This window comes from Sphingobium sp. CFD-1, assembly GCF_024611115.1.
GTDB lineage: Bacteria > Pseudomonadota > Alphaproteobacteria > Sphingomonadales > Sphingomonadaceae > Sphingobium > Sphingobium baderi_A.
In genome coordinates this window covers 992,888-1,007,021 of record NZ_CP084398.1, presented here as the reverse complement: position 1 = coordinate 1,007,021, position 14,134 = coordinate 992,888, and the positions used below count along the sequence as shown (strand labels likewise).

The 14,134-nt window shown below is 64.0% G+C and carries 14 protein-coding genes; 1 reads left to right on the top strand and 13 read right to left on the bottom strand.

The features are described 5' to 3' along the window. Positions 1-141 precede the first annotated feature (141 nt). The 11 genes from rpsO to LDB26_RS05135 all read right to left on the bottom strand — a co-directional run bounded on the left by rpsO (position 142) and on the right by LDB26_RS05135 (position 11,047). On the bottom strand, positions 142-411 hold the full coding sequence (rpsO, locus tag LDB26_RS05185) for a 30S ribosomal protein S15 (RefSeq protein WP_062064532.1): 270 nt from the start codon (positions 409-411) through the stop codon (positions 142-144). Between the two features lie 17 nt (positions 412-428). After that, a complete protein-coding gene (gene truB, locus LDB26_RS05180; RefSeq protein ID WP_062064529.1) occupies positions 429-1,322 on the bottom strand; it encodes a tRNA pseudouridine(55) synthase TruB in 894 nt (297 codons plus the stop codon). 32 nt (positions 1,323-1,354) lie between these two features. Further along, positions 1,355-1,735 (bottom strand): DUF6491 family protein, encoded by a 381-nt coding sequence (locus LDB26_RS05175; protein WP_257540786.1) that lies wholly within the window; start codon positions 1,733-1,735, stop codon positions 1,355-1,357. Positions 1,736-1,835: 100 nt separating this feature from the next. Further along, complete coding sequence (locus tag LDB26_RS05170) at positions 1,836-2,735, bottom strand: S9 family peptidase (RefSeq protein WP_257540783.1); 900 nt, start codon at positions 2,733-2,735, stop codon at positions 1,836-1,838. A gap of 169 nt (positions 2,736-2,904) precedes the next feature. Further along, complete coding sequence (gene rbfA, locus LDB26_RS05165) at positions 2,905-3,300, bottom strand: 30S ribosome-binding factor RbfA (protein WP_257540781.1); 396 nt, start codon at positions 3,298-3,300, stop codon at positions 2,905-2,907. 103 nt (positions 3,301-3,403) lie between these two features. Next, a complete protein-coding gene (infB, locus tag LDB26_RS05160) occupies positions 3,404-5,989 on the bottom strand; it encodes a translation initiation factor IF-2 (RefSeq protein WP_257540779.1) in 2,586 nt (861 codons plus the stop codon). A 69-nt stretch (positions 5,990-6,058) separates the two neighbouring features. Next, the gene (locus LDB26_RS05155) at positions 6,059-6,715 is read right to left on the bottom strand and encodes a DUF448 domain-containing protein (RefSeq protein ID WP_062064521.1); all 657 of its coding nucleotides are present in this window, start codon (positions 6,713-6,715) and stop codon (positions 6,059-6,061) included. Between the two features lie 93 nt (positions 6,716-6,808). Next, complete coding sequence (locus LDB26_RS05150) at positions 6,809-7,060, bottom strand: 4-oxalocrotonate tautomerase family protein (protein ID WP_257540777.1); 252 nt, start codon at positions 7,058-7,060, stop codon at positions 6,809-6,811. Positions 7,061-7,066: 6 nt separating this feature from the next. After that, the gene (nusA, locus tag LDB26_RS05145) at positions 7,067-8,638 is read right to left on the bottom strand and encodes a transcription termination factor NusA (protein ID WP_257540775.1); all 1,572 of its coding nucleotides are present in this window, start codon (positions 8,636-8,638) and stop codon (positions 7,067-7,069) included. A gap of 13 nt (positions 8,639-8,651) precedes the next feature. Beyond that, positions 8,652-9,176: a ribosome maturation protein RimP gene (gene rimP, locus LDB26_RS05140; protein ID WP_062068675.1), complete on the bottom strand. Its 525-nt coding sequence runs from the start codon at positions 9,174-9,176 to the stop codon at positions 8,652-8,654. 137 nt (positions 9,177-9,313) lie between these two features. After that, a complete protein-coding gene (locus tag LDB26_RS05135) occupies positions 9,314-11,047 on the bottom strand; it encodes an acyl-CoA dehydrogenase (RefSeq protein ID WP_257540773.1) in 1,734 nt (577 codons plus the stop codon). 170 nt (positions 11,048-11,217) lie between these two features. On the opposite strand from LDB26_RS05135, the gene LDB26_RS05130 reads away from it, so the two are divergent. Beyond that, complete coding sequence (locus LDB26_RS05130) at positions 11,218-11,400, top strand: hypothetical protein (RefSeq protein ID WP_062064513.1); 183 nt, start codon at positions 11,218-11,220, stop codon at positions 11,398-11,400. Here the strand turns inward: LDB26_RS05130 and LDB26_RS05125 are convergent. Both LDB26_RS05125 and epsC read right to left on the bottom strand, forming a co-directional pair. Continuing rightward, positions 11,366-12,868 carry a glycosyltransferase family 39 protein gene (locus LDB26_RS05125; RefSeq protein WP_257540771.1) on the bottom strand — a complete coding sequence of 501 codons (1,503 nt, stop codon included), beginning with the start codon at positions 12,866-12,868 and terminating at the stop codon, positions 11,366-11,368. The two genes, LDB26_RS05130 and LDB26_RS05125, sit on opposite strands and share 35 nt — an antisense overlap. Positions 12,869-13,022: 154 nt before the next feature. Continuing rightward, a complete protein-coding gene (gene epsC, locus LDB26_RS05120; protein ID WP_062064509.1) occupies positions 13,023-14,033 on the bottom strand; it encodes a serine O-acetyltransferase EpsC in 1,011 nt (336 codons plus the stop codon). Positions 14,034-14,134: the final 101 nt, after the last annotated feature.

The following is a 14,134-nucleotide window of genomic DNA, read 5'->3' as shown; positions in this document are numbered from 1 at the left end:
GGCGGGGCCTCATATGCGGACAAAGCCGGTCCGCGGCGGCTGTGGGGCATCTTTTGGCCCCTGACGGAATGCACCGCCGAATTGCGATGCCCCCGGAATCGGAAACGGCCCCGCTGGGGGGCCGTCCCTTCTATAGCAGGCTTACTTACGCAGGCCCAGCTTGGAGATGAGGTCGGTATAGCGGCCCTCATCCTTATTTTTGAGATAGTCCAGCAGCGAACGGCGCTTGTTGACCAGCATCAGCAGGCCGCGACGGCTGTGGTTATCCTTGTGGTGACCCTTGAAGTGCTCGGTCAGGTTGGCGATACGCTCGGAGAGGATCGCGACCTGGACTTCAGGCGAACCCGTATCGCCTTCGGCACGGGCATATTCCTTGATCAGCGCTTCTTTGCGCTCTGCAGTGATCGACATCGGCTTCCTTTCTTCAACTAGAGATTAAAGCCGCGCACCACCCGGATATCCGGGCCACTGGCCTCCACCAGCGCGACGGGCGTATCGCCCTCCATCGCCAGCATGAGACCGGTATGCGGTTTCCCCATCAGCGCCTTCCCCTGTCGGAGAGCCAGCGCTTCATCGGGAGAGACGGGGAGAGCCGGGATGTCGTCCAGCCCCGCCGTCAACGGCAGCATAAGCTGCACGATGCCGCCGCCCGTAGCAGCTTCGTTCAATTTGTCCAGCGAAATAGCGGAGTCGAGCGTGAACGGCCCCGCTTTCACCCGGCGCAGCATGGTGACATGGCCGACCGTGCCCAGCGCCAGCGCAATATCGCGAGCGAGGCTGCGGATATAGGTGCCCTTGGAAACATGGGCGGTAAGGGTGATGGAAGCCAGCCCCTCCCCTTCCGCTTCACTGGCCGTGATGGTGAGGGAATGGATCACCACGCCCCGCATCTTCATCTGCACATCCTGCCCGGCGCGGGCGAGGTCATAGGCGCGCTGGCCGTCGATCAGGATCGCGGAATAAGCGGGCGGCGCCTGTTCGATGGGTCCGGTAAAGCGAGACAGGATCGCTTCCACCTGCGCTGGCGTGGGGCGGATGCTGCTGGTCGCGATCACCTCCCCTTCCAGATCGAGCGTGTCGGTCTGCGCGCCAAAGTCGATGGTGAAATCGTAAATCTTGTCGCTATCGAGCATCCGCCCCGCAAGTTTGGTCGCTTCCCCTATGGCGACCGGCAGCACGCCCGTCGCCAGGGGATCGAGCGTGCCGCCATGGCCTACCTTCACTTTCCCCGCGCCGCTTTGGCGCAAGGCACGCTTGACCGCGCCCACCGCCTGCGTCGAGCCTAGTCCCAAGGGTTTGTCGAGGATGATCCAGCCATGCATCCGCGCGCCTGTATCTTGCGCGGATGCCTCTGTCAGCCCTTATGCGTCTTGGCTGGCGGTGGGGCGCTGGTGACCAGGCTCTCGATCGGACAACGCTGACCGCCGACCTGGATCGCGGAAAAGCGGTCGAGCCTGTCTCCGCCCCATGTGCGGAATCCCACCGCTTCGGCATAGGGCAGGTCCGTGCACGCTCCCATCAGGCTGGCGCGATACCAGTTGCGATGCTGGTCCTGAATATACAAACCCTCATCGCCGTCGGCGCGCCAGTTGGATATGCCACCATGATTGACGAAGGGGATGCTGGCTTCGCGTCCCAGCGGACGGTCCGATCCCGTCACCGCCATGGCCGTTCCCGCAAGCGTCAGCACCGCCGCCGCGACAGCGAAACGGGCCAATTGAGCAATGTTCTTCATTTTCCGGCTCCAATCTTGTTTCAGAGCCCCTGTTGAAAAGGAGGTAAGTGGTGGCATCCCGTCGTTCAACGGAATGCGACACTTTGCTACAAATCTCTCTTCAGCGCAGCGGCGGCGTGACGCCCGCCAGAAAGCGGACCAGCGCATCGGCCAGCGCGATCCGCTTATCGGAAAAGCCATGATCCGTCGGCCAGACCATCAGGCGGGATGAAGGATTGGCGGATTGGGCATCGGCGGCGACTTTGCGCGCGGTAGCGCCAAGGCCCCGTTCCGCGCCGATGATCGTCAGCGAACGCTGGCCCAGTGCGACAAGGCGCTGACCAAGGTCGAGGCGGCTTGCATGGGCTTTGAGTTCCTCGGTGAGGGTGTCATAGGTCGCGCCGTGCAGCGGCGCCAGATCGCCCGTCACCTCCGCTTTCCATGCCGCTTCGCCCTGCGCCGTGGAGAGCGATGCCGCCGTTTCGGCCGGGTTCCACGGGTCGATAAGGAAAAGGCCCGCAACCGCCCGATCATCAGCCGCTGCATCTGCCGCCATGAAGCCACCCATGCTGTGTCCGGCCAGCACGATCGAGCCGGCGTCGATCCGGTAACGGGCCACGACGCCGGGCTGGCGCAGAAAATCGAGCGCCGTGCGGGCATCCTCCGCCGCATGGGTGAAGGAGAAAGTGCCGGGGCTCCCCCATGAACCGCGATAATGCAGGGTCAGCACATTCCATCCAGCGCGTCGGGCGGCTTGCGCGAGGTCAAGGTTCTGCTCATTGCCGGGGAAGCCGTGCAGCAGGAGCAGGGTCGGATGCAACCCCGCCCCCGCGGCGGTATACATGATCGCGTTCATCGCTCCCTCGCCAGCCGGGATGACAAAGGCGCTCATGCCTGCTGGAAAGGCGGTATCCGGCGGGGGATCGGCGGTGACGGCGGAATGAATCGCCGACTCCTTCGCCATCGCTGCATCAGGCAGGCCCACCATCCTGGAGGTGGAAAGCCCCAGAAGCAGGAACATTCCCGCCAATCGTCGCATATGTCTCGCGGGATGCGCCATTTTCCGTCCATTCCCTGAAATATTATGCCCAATCGCCAGCCAAACGATCTGGAAGAAACAGCTTAAGCCGATCCGTCCGAAATAGGCAGCGATTTTGAGATCAGGGCGGGGCAGCAACTGGCCTTGCGGCTCAATCTTCCTGAGGTTTTTCCAGATCTTGGACGACTTTTGGGTCACGCAGCAGGCGGTCGATATGACTGCCCTCCTCGAAGCTATCGTCCGCGAGGAATTTGAGCTTCGCCGCATATTTGAGGCGGATGCGGTGCGCGACTTCCCGCTGGAGATAGGCGGTGTTGGTCCGCAGCGCCTTCAGCACCGCTTCCTCATCCTGTCCCAGCAGGGGTTTCACGAACACCGTCGCATGGCGCAGGTCGGGGGACATGCGGACTTCGGTGACGCTGACGACATGATTGTTCAGCACATCGTCATGCACATCGCCGCGCGTCAGGATTTCGGACAGGATATGACGCACCTGTTCACCCACGCGAAGCAGGCGGACGGAAGGGCCTTCGGGTTGTTGAGCCATAGCAAATCCTCATCACCCCGGCGCGAGCCGGCGCATCAGGCCACGGCGCACATCGTAAACGGCGCGTCATCCCAGCGTCGGCTGGGATGACGCATTGCCCGTTTTACAAGGTGCGCGCGCGTTCCTCGACCTCGAACAGCTCCAGCGTGTCGCCGGGCTTGATGTCGTTCGTGTCCTGCAGGACAGCGCCGCATTCCATGCCCGCGCGGACTTCGGAGACATCGTCCTTGAAGCGGCGGAGCGAAGCGATGTGCGTGCGCGAAACGATGACATCGTCGCGGGTGAGACGCGCGGACAGCCCCTTGCGGATGATGCCGTCGAGCACGAGCAGACCGGCTGCCTTGTCCTTCTTTCCGGCCGGGAATACCTGAAGCACCTCGGCGCGGCCGACGATCGTTTCGATGCGTTCCGGCGCAAGCTGCCCGGCCATTTCGCCGCGCACTTCCTCCAGCAGATCGTAGATCACGTCATAATAGCGCAGCGACACCTTCTCACGTTCGGCAAGCTGGCGCGCCTTCGCATTGGGACGCACGTTGAAGCCGATCAGCGGCGCGCGGCTGGCCGCGGCCAGCGTGACGTCGCTCTCAGTGATCGCGCCAACACCCGAATGGAGGATGCGGACCTTGATCTCGTCGGTCGAAATGCGATTGAGCGACGTGACGATCGCTTCGACGGACCCCTGCACGTCGCCCTTCACCACCACCGGATATTCGATGACGGTCGTGTTGAGCGCCGAGAACATATGTTCAAAGCTGGTCGGAGCCGCAGTGGTCCGCTTGCGCGTCGCCTGTTCCTGACGATAGGCGGCGACTTCGCGGGCGCGGGCTTCGTTTTCCACGACCGTCAACTGATCGCCCGCGAGCGGAACGCCCGACAGGCCCAGCACCTCGACCGGAGTCGACGGACCAGCGACCTTCACCTGCTGCCCCTTGTCGTTGACCAGAGCGCGCACCTTGCCGCTTTCCGCGCCGATGACGAAAGTGTCGCCGACCTTGAGCGTGCCGCGACGGACCAGGACGGTCGCGACCGCGCCGCGCCCCTTGTCGAGCTGCGCCTCGATCACATTGCCTTCGGCTGCGCGATCCGGGTTGGCGGTCAGTTCCATCAACTCGGCCTGGAGCAGGATCTTCTCGATCAGTTGGTCAAGGCCGATCTTCTTGAGCGCGGACACTTCGACGTCCTGCACTTCACCGCCCATATCCTCGACTACGACTTCATGCTCCAGCAGGCGCTCACGCACGCGCTGGGGATTGGCTTCGGGCTTGTCGACCTTGTTGATCGCGACGATCATCGGGACGCCGGCGGCCTTGGTGTGGTTGATCGCCTCGATCGTCTGCGGCATCAGCCCGTCGTCCGCCGCCACCACCAGGATGACGATGTCGGTGACGTTGGCGCCGCGCGCGCGCATTTCCGAGAAAGCCTCGTGACCCGGCGTATCGAGGAAGGTGATCGTGTCACCGCCCTTGGTCTTCACCTGATAGGCGCCGATATGCTGGGTGATGCCGCCGCTTTCGCCCGCCACCACATCGGTGCCGCGCAGCGCGTCGAGCAGACTGGTCTTGCCGTGATCGACATGGCCCATGATCGTGACCACGGGAGGACGGGGCTTCAGCGTTTCGGGCGCATCCATCTCGCCTTCCATGCCGATTTCGATGTCGGATTCGGAAACGCGCTGGATGCGGTGGCCAAATTCCTCGACCAACAGTTCCGCCGTATCCTGATCGATTGGCTGGTTGAGCGTGACGGCGGTGCCCATCTTGAACAGGGCCTTCACCAGGTCCGCGCCCTTTTCGGCCATGCGGTTGGCGAGTTCCTGCACCGTGATGCTTTCGGGCACCACGACGTCGCGCACCTGCTTTTCACGGGGCTGGCTGCCGCCCTGATAATGCGCGCGGCGTTCCTTTTCGCGTGCGCGCTTCAAAGCGGCGAGCGAGCGGGCACGGGCGCTATCGTCGTCCGACAGGGCGCGGGTGACGGTGAGCTTGCCGGACTGGCGACGATTGTCGTCGCCGCGCTTGGCCCGATCGGGTTTGGCCGGTTCGGGGCGCTTGGCCGGCGTGACCGGGGTAAAGCGGCGCGGCGGCGGCGGCGCGGAAACCACGCGTTCGCTCGCTGCGGCAGGAGCCGGGGCGGGAGCAGCAGGCTCTGCAGCGGCGGGCGCGACTTCAGGCGTTGCTTGCGCGGCTTCCTGCGGGGCCTTCGTTTCTTCGTCGGCGCGCTCGGTCGGGGCGACCTCGGCAGGCTCGGCGGCGGCACGGTTTTCTTCCGCGCGGCGGCGTTCCTCCTCGCTCGCGGCCTGGCGCTGAGCATCCTCGCGGCGGCGCGCTTCTTCCAGAGCGGTCATGCGGGCTTCTTCCGCCTCGCGCAGAAGCTTGGCCTGCAATTCCTGACGCGACATCAGATTCTGCGGCGGCGCCTGACGGGCGGGCGCGGCAGGTTGCGGCGCCCGCTGCTGCGGCGCGGGTGCGGCAGGGCTGGGCGCGGGCGTCGGATCGGGCTGAGGCGCAGGCGCGGCGCCGCCGGCGCTTTCGCCCGGCTTGCCCAGGACGCGGCGCCGCTTCACCTCAACCACGACCGTATTCTTGCGGCCATGGCTGAACTGCTGCTGCACCTGACCGGACTCGACCGTGCGCTTGATCCCCAGCGGCTTGCGGCCCAGAACCGGTTTGTCTTCCTTGCTGTCACTCATACGACTGAACTTAACCCTTCACTTCCAATCCGGCCGGAGAGGCCCGCCGGCGCCTTTATTCCATGCTCCTCAGGCGCCCAGCGCATCGGCGGAGTCCTGCTCCCCATGCACCGGCGCCCCGGTAGCGCAACCCAGATAGCTTTCCAAGCGGCCAAGAGCCGCACGCAGACGCGACGCGGCTCGCGAGTCGGTCACCGCAATATGGACGACATTGTCCCGCCCCATTGCCATAGATAGGGCGCTGCGGTCCACAGGCAAGACGATGCCCGAAAGATCGGTGCCTTCCGCTTCCTGCCCGACACGCAGCGCCTGGTCCAGTTTTCGGTTGCCATCCGCCGCCGCGTCGGCGGCATGAAGCAGCAGCGTCACCTTGCCCTGACGCGCCGCAACGTCGATCTTTTCAGAGCCGGTGAGCAGCATGGACGCTTTCGCTTCCAGCCCCAGCCTGTCGAGCAGCGCCTTGCGAAGCCCGGTTTCGATGAGGTCGGGCAGATTGTCCGGAATCTGCAATTCGCCGGTCTTGAACGCGCGGGCGAGCGCGCCCCGCAGCTTACCCTTGGCCAGCGCGGTTTCAAGATCGTTCCGCGAAACACCGATCCATGCCCCCCGTCCCGGCGCCTTCGCGCGGATGTCGGGCAGCACTTCGCCATTGGGGCCAAGAGCCAGCCGAACCAGCATGTCCGGGTCGGCACGATCGCCCGACAATATGCATTTGCGTTCGGTCATGCCCGCGCCTCCGCATGGACATGGGACGGCAGGACTGCCCCCCCGCCTTCGCAGGAGCGCATTTCTCGAACAACGATAGTGGCGCTTAGCCTCTCATCGGGAAGTGACCGCGACATGGGCGTCCTCCCCGATTGACGGCCCGCCAGCTTGCGCCGTAGCCGCACGGTCGGCGATCAATTGACCGCCGGCCCCATAATTTTCCGTCGGGACTTCGGAAATCACCACCTGAACAGCCGCAGGCGACTTGCCCAGCCGCTCCACGAGCGACCGGGTCACGTCAGCCACGATGGCGGCTTTCTGTTCATGGGTGGCGTTTCCCGCCAGACGGATATCGACAAAGGGCATCAGGCTTTACGCTTCCTCACCCTCGAACCAGTGGGCGCGGGCGGCCATGATGGTCTCATTACCCTGCTCTTCGGAGAGGCCATATTCGGCCAGGATGCCGCCCTTGTCCTCCGATGTTTCGCTCCGGCGGCGGCGCTGGTCGACGCGCTTCTTGGCGATCAGCTCGTCGGTGGCGAGATCGGCCAGATCGTCAAGCGTCTTGATGCCCGCCTTGCCCAGCGTCACCAGCATGGCTTCGGTCAGGTGCGGCATTTCGGCCAGCGCGTCCTCGACGCCCAGAGCGCGACGTTCCTCACGAGCTGCTGCCTCGCGGCGGTCAAGCGCCTCCTGCGCGCGGCTTTGAAGTTCTGCGGCGAGATCCTCGTCGAACCCTTCGATCGCGGCCAGTTCGTCAACGCCGACATAGGCCACTTCTTCCAGTTCGCCGAAGCCTTCGGCCACCAGAAGCTGCGAAAGCGTCTCGTCCACGTCCAGTTCGTTCTGGAACAGTTCGGAGCGGGTGACGAATTCCTTCTGCCGCTTTTCGGACGCGTCAGCCTCGGTCATGATGTCGATGGCCTTGCCGGTCAACTGGCTGGCAAGGCGGACATTCTGGCCGCGGCGGCCGATGGCGAGCGACAACTGATCGTCGGGGACAACGACTTCGATGCGTTCTTCTTCCTCGTCGATGACGACGCGGGCGACCTGCGCGGGCTGGAGCGCGTTGACGACGAAGGTCGCGGTGTCCTCGCTCCAAGGGATGATGTCGATCTTCTCGCCCTGCATTTCCTGCACGACGGCCTGCACGCGGCTGCCCTTCATGCCGACGCAGGCGCCGACCGGGTCGATGCTCGAATCGCGGCTGATGACGCCGATCTTGGCGCGACTGCCCGGATCGCGGGCGGCGGCCTTGATCTCGATCACGCCGTCATAGATTTCGGGCACTTCCTGCGCGAACAGCTTCTTCATGAACTCGGGGTGGGCGCGGCTGAGGAAAATCTGCGGCCCGCGATTTTCCCGGCGCACGTTCAGGATTACCGAGCGGATACGGTCGCCGACGCGGACGACTTCGCGCGGTATCTGCTGATCGCGGCGGATGACACCCTCGGCGCGGCCCAGGTTCACGACGACATGGCCGAACTCGACGGACTTGACGACGCCGGTGATTATCTCACCCACGCGGTCCTTGAATTCCTCGTGCTGACGCTCGCGCTCGGCGTCGCGGACCTTCTGGAAGATCACCTGCTTGGCGGACTGCGCGTCGATGCGGCCTAGGTCGATCGGGGGCAGCGGATCGACGATGAAGTCGCCGATCACGGCGTCCTTCTTCAGCTTCTGCGCCTGCTTGAGGTCGACCTGCTTGAAATAATCGTCCACCGCTTCGACCACTTCGACGACACGCCACAGGCGCAGGTCGCCGCTTTCCGGGTCCAGCTTTGCGCGAATGTCGTTTTCAGCGCCGTAACGGGCACGGGCGGCACGCTGAATCGCGTCCTCCATCGCTTCGATGACGATCGCCTTGTCGATCATCTTTTCGGAAGCGACGCTGTTCGCGATGGCGAGCAGTTCGGCCTTGTTGGCGGAAATGGCGTTGGCCATGGCTAGTGAACCTTTACTCTTCGGTTTCGAACTCGTCCGCCCCATCGGAGGAGAGCGGCATGGTAGCAGAAAGGAGCGCGTCGGTCAGCAGCAGCTTCGCGTCGCCCACCAGCGCAAAGGGGATAGAAACCTCTCCCGCTTTTGCGTCCTTGAACTGGATATTATCGCCTTCAATGCCCTGGAGCAGGCCACGAAAGCTCTTGCGTCCCGCGACGGTTTCGGTCGCCGATATCTTCGCTTCATGCCCGGTCCATTCGAGGAAATCGTGCAGGCGGGTCAGCGGGCGATCGATGCCCGGCGAGCTGACTTCCAGGCGATAGGCCTCCTCGATCGGGTCGGCTTCGTCCAGCACATCCGACAGGCGGCGGGAAAGGGCGGCGCAATCCTCGATGACCAACTGCTTCGTTTCGGGCCGTTCGGCCATGATCTGAAGCGTATGTTCGTCCCCGGAGCCGAACAGCCTGATTCGCACGAGGTCGAAGCCGAGGGCCTTCACCTCCGGTTCGATCAATGCTGTCAGTTCGGCGATGTCCGCCATGGAGTCTCCAAAAACAATATGTGCGGCTTCCACGCCGCGAGCGTTCCCGCCCGCGACCCCGACATGTTTGACGATGTAAGGAAGCAAGCGCGATATAGGCATATCGCGACGCGCCTGCAACAAGTTTCGTTCAATGTTCAGAAGGCGTCGTCGGGCAAGGCCATGATCGACTGCGCGCCTGCGGATAGCGCGGCGGTCAGCCCCTTCACCTGCGGCAACATGCGCCGGGCGAAGAAGTCGGCCACGGCGATCTTGGCGCTGTGGAGCGGCGTGCCCCCCTTCGTCGCAGCGTCGGCCATGCGCGCCCACATCCAGCCCATCGCAACAAGCGCGAAGAGTCGCAGATAATCGACCGCCGCCGCGCCCAGCGCATCCGCATCGGCTCCGCGCAAGGCAGCGGTGGCGTCGCGCAGCAATTGCAGGGCGTCCCGCGTGGCTGCGGCGATAGGCGCGCCCTGCCCTTCCAGATCGGCGGCGATCAGATCGAAGAAGCCCTGCGCCACCGCGCCGCCCTCCAGCGCCAGCTTGCGGCCCACCAGGTCCATGGCCTGCACGCCGTTGGTGCCTTCGTAAATCTGGGCGATGCGGGCGTCGCGGACATATTGTTCCATGCCCCATTCGCGGATGTAGCCATGGCCGCCGAATACCTGCTGCGCCTGCACCGCGCTTTCGAAGCCAAAGTCGGTAAAGGCCGCCTTCACGACCGGCGTAAGCAGCGCGACAAAGGCATCCGCCTTCCCCCGCTCCGCCGCGTCCGGGTGACGGTGGGCGCGATCCAGTTGCAGCGCGGTCCAGCCCGCAAGCGCCCGACCCGCTTCGACAAAGGCGCGTACACTGAGCAGCATCCGCCGCACGTCGGCATGTTCGATGATCGGCACCGGCCCGCGCGTCCCATCCGCGCTACGGCCCTGCAGGCGCTCGCGGGCATAAGCGGCGGCCTGCTGATAAGCGCCACCCGCAATGCCCAGCCCCTGAATGCCGACCATCAACCGCTCCGCATTCATCATCGTGAACATGGCGGCAAGTCCCTTGTGCGGCTCGCCCACCAGCCATCCGGTCGCGCCATCATAGTTCATGACGCAAGTGGGCTGCGCGTGGATGCCCATCTTCCTTTCCAGCGCACCGACCGACATCGCGTTGCGGACGGTGAAGGCGCCGGACGCGTCGGGGAGGAATTTGGGGACGAGGAACAGGCTGATCCCCCTCACCCCTGCTGGCGCATCGGGCAGGCGGGCAAGCACCAGATGGACGATATTGCCGCCAATATCGTGATCGCCCGATGAGATGAATATCTTGGTCCCGCTCACTGCATAGTTGTCGCCGTCCTTTGGCGTCGCCTTGGTCTTGAGCAAGGCAAGGTCGGTGCCAGCGCCGCTTTCCGTCAGCGCCATGGCGCCGGTCCACTCACCACGCACCATGGGCGGCAGGTAGACGGCCTTCAGTGGATCGCTCGCATGGGCCTTGATCGCCTCGCACGCGCCGCGCGTCAGGCCGGGGATAAGGCCAAAGGACAGGTTGGTCGCCGACAGCATCTCGTCCAGCCAGAGTTGCAGGACGAACGGCAGCCCCTGCCCGCCATGTTCCGGGTCGGATGAAAGCGAAGCCCAGCCCGCCTCGGCAAATTCGCGATAGGCATCCGCAAAGCCTTGCGGCAGTTGCACCGCGCCGTCGATCAGGCGGCTGCCCTCCTCGTCGCCCGTGCGGTTGAGCGGCTGGAGCCTTTGCGCGCACATGCGCCCCGCTTCCTCCAAAATCGTCGCGGCGAGATCGCCATCGACCTCCATGCCGATGTCCGCCATCGCCCGGTCGAAATCCAGCACCTGCGTCATCAGGAAGCGATAATCGTCAATAGGCGGGACATAGGTCTGCATGGGCCATCCTTTCTCAAGGCTTTGCTATACCAGATGGCGGTCGTTTTCCCAGAGCGGCACCGAAACGAAACGGCTGCCGCCCGTTTACCGGCTCTTCACCATCGCTCGCTAGATTTCCGCGCAACATTTCCATGCCGAAAACTTCAGGCGCGCACGGACAAAAGGAAGCCATGACCAACGCCGGACATTGCAGGCTCTGCGGAACAGCCGCGTCTCCCGCCAGCAGGGCGTGCGTCCAGTGCGGCTATGAATTTGGCGCGGGCGAGGTGCATATCCGCGGCCCCCGCCGCAAGATCGCGGTGCTGATCGGCCTCTGCCTCAGCCTGTGGGCGACGATCGAGGCGCTGAGCTGACGTCCGGCACTTCGGCCAGCATAAGGTCGCGCCGGGGACGCAATTTGCCATAGACCTTCTGCGGAACGACGACTGCCCAGAACCGGTCCAGCCATGAAGGACGCGCCGACACCGGCCTGAAGCCCGAAACCCCCTTCTCCGACCAGCTTTCGACTTGATCGCTCGATGTCAGGAAAAGGCCAGCTGGCGGTCGGAGGCCTTCGCCGATGATCGTCACGCGGCCCGCCATGCCCCGCTGCTCCAGGAAAAACCGCGCCTTGCCAAGGTCGCTCGTCATCGGGCCATCGCGGCTTGCGGCGAAGGCCGCCAATTGCCGTTCCGCCTCCATCGGGTCTTTCCGGGCGCTGACCAGCGCGGCGTCGCTGACGATGAGGATCGCCAACAAGGCGAAGGCGGGAAGCCGTCCTTTTTCCCGAAGAACATGCCGCAATCCCATCGCCGCCAGGATGCAGGCGCACCATGTCGCGGGCAGGAAATAACGGGGCTGCGGGCGCAGGTTGAGCACATAGATAGTGACGAAAATCCAGAGCAACGCCAGCGCGATCATGATCCATGCGAATTGCCGGATCTCCGGCTGCAACCGCCGGTCGCGCAGCAGCAGAAAGGCCGCGATGATCGCGGCGCTGTAGAGCAGTCCGAAACTCGGGCTGGTCAGAAAATCGATATAGGGGTTCACCAGCCAGTGCACGTCGACCATGCTGTTGGGCACCCATTTCGCCATCAGTTCGGCGTTGAAGGGAGGCCGAAGCCCATGCGCCACGCCGCCCATCATATGCGCGGTCGGTATCTCCAGACTGTGCATATCCACGGCGAAACGGTAGAAGGGGTCGCCCGCGCGGAGGTAATAATAAAGCCACTCCGCCAATATCGGCGGCGCGAACCCGATGCCCATTGCCAGATAACGCGAACGCGGCACGCGGTAGCCGATCAGGAACAGCAGGCCATAGAGCAGGATAAAGGGGGCGCAGCTTGGTCGGATCAGCCAGGCAAAGGCCATGGCGAGACCGGACAGGACGAACCAGCGATAGCGGGACGTTTCCAGCCCCTTCCACAGCAGGGCGAAGGACAGGACGCCATAGAAAAGCTCGCCAACGTCCGGATAGGGAATCTTCGCATAGAGGACGAAAGCGGGTGTGGCCGCGACCAGCAGCCCGGCGAACACCGCCGTCCAGTCGTCCGCCACACGGCGGACCAGCCAGACCGTGAGCGTGATGACGCCCAGGAAAGCCACGACCGTGGGCAATATCATGGCCCCTTCATTGCGCCCGAACAGCGTGAAGGACGCGGCGATCGCCAGCACATGGGGATGCCGCAAATGCCAGTGATTGACGCCCAGGAACCACTGGCCGGACCGCCAGGCGTCCGCCGCGAAAAGATAATGCGCGTCGTCCTCCCCCGTATATCCGGCCTGAGCCAGCATCAGCAGCGCAAGGGCGAGCAAAAGCGCGGGTAGCGCAAGCAGCGGCAATGCAGGCCGCGAAAACGCAGGTGCACGCGCCGGGGCACCGGCATCGGAAACATCCGGCGAAATCAAGGGAGCAGAAAAGGCCAATCCGAAATTTCCCAGTGCGAGAGGAACAGCCTTCCTAGACAGGATTTCCTAAAAAACACTGTCCGCCTCCTTAGCCAGCCAGTCCCCGACTCTCCCCTTCACTGGAAGGAATAATCCGCCGAACCCGATGGGAAGGCATGTCGTCGATCCGGCTGGTGATCTGATTTTCCGCCTTGGCCTGCTGTACATTGCTGCCTGCCGGGACGCTTTGGGTCAGCCAGACATTGCCCCCGATCACCGATCCGCTGCCGATGATGATCCGGCCCAGAACGGTCGCCCCGGCATAGATCACCACATCGTCCTCGATCACCGGATGGCGCGGCTGGGCCTTTTCCAGCACGCCCTGTTCGTCGACGGTGAAGCTCCGCGCGCCCAACGTCACGCCCTGATAGAGCCGCACATGATTGCCGATGATCGCGGTTTCGCCGACCACCACGCCGGTCCCATGGTCGATGAAGAAATGATGGCCGATGGTCGCGCCGGGATGAATGTCTATGCCGGTCTTGGAATGGGCGACTTCCGATATGATCCGCGCCACCAGCGGCGCGCCCAGCCCATGTAGTTCATGCGCCAGCCGGTGATGGATGATCGCGAGGATGGAGGGGTAGCAGATCAGCACCTCGTCCACGCTGCGCGCCGCCGGATCGCCGGCAAAGGCGGCCTCGACATCGGTGTCGAGCAGCACGCGCAGTTCGGGCAGACGGCTTGCAAAGGCGCTGATGATGCGCGCGGCCTCTGCATCCACCTGCGCTGCCGAGCCATCCGGATAGACATAATAAAGTTCCAGCCGGATCTGCCCATAAAGTCTGCTGAGCGATGTCTGAAGCGTTTCGGCGACGAACGCATCCTCATTGTCGATCCGCACGAAGCTCGGCCCCAGCCGCAGGGGAAAGAGCGCGCCGCACAGCGACATCATGATCTTGGAAATATCGCCGCGCGAGGGGAAACCCGCGCCGCCATATTCGGTATGATGCCGCTGTTCCTGTCGCCAGCGCGCCCGCGCCGCCGCCAGATCGCGGACCAGCCCGTCAATATTCCAATATTGACCGTCATCATGCGGGGGTATCGTGTCTTCGCTCATATCCTGCGGCTTCCGCTTGTGGGTTTCCCCATCCGTAACGCCGCCGCCGGTGCATCCTAAACGAGTTTTCCTTGATCGCCCCGCAAGTCAGCTTTGCACCG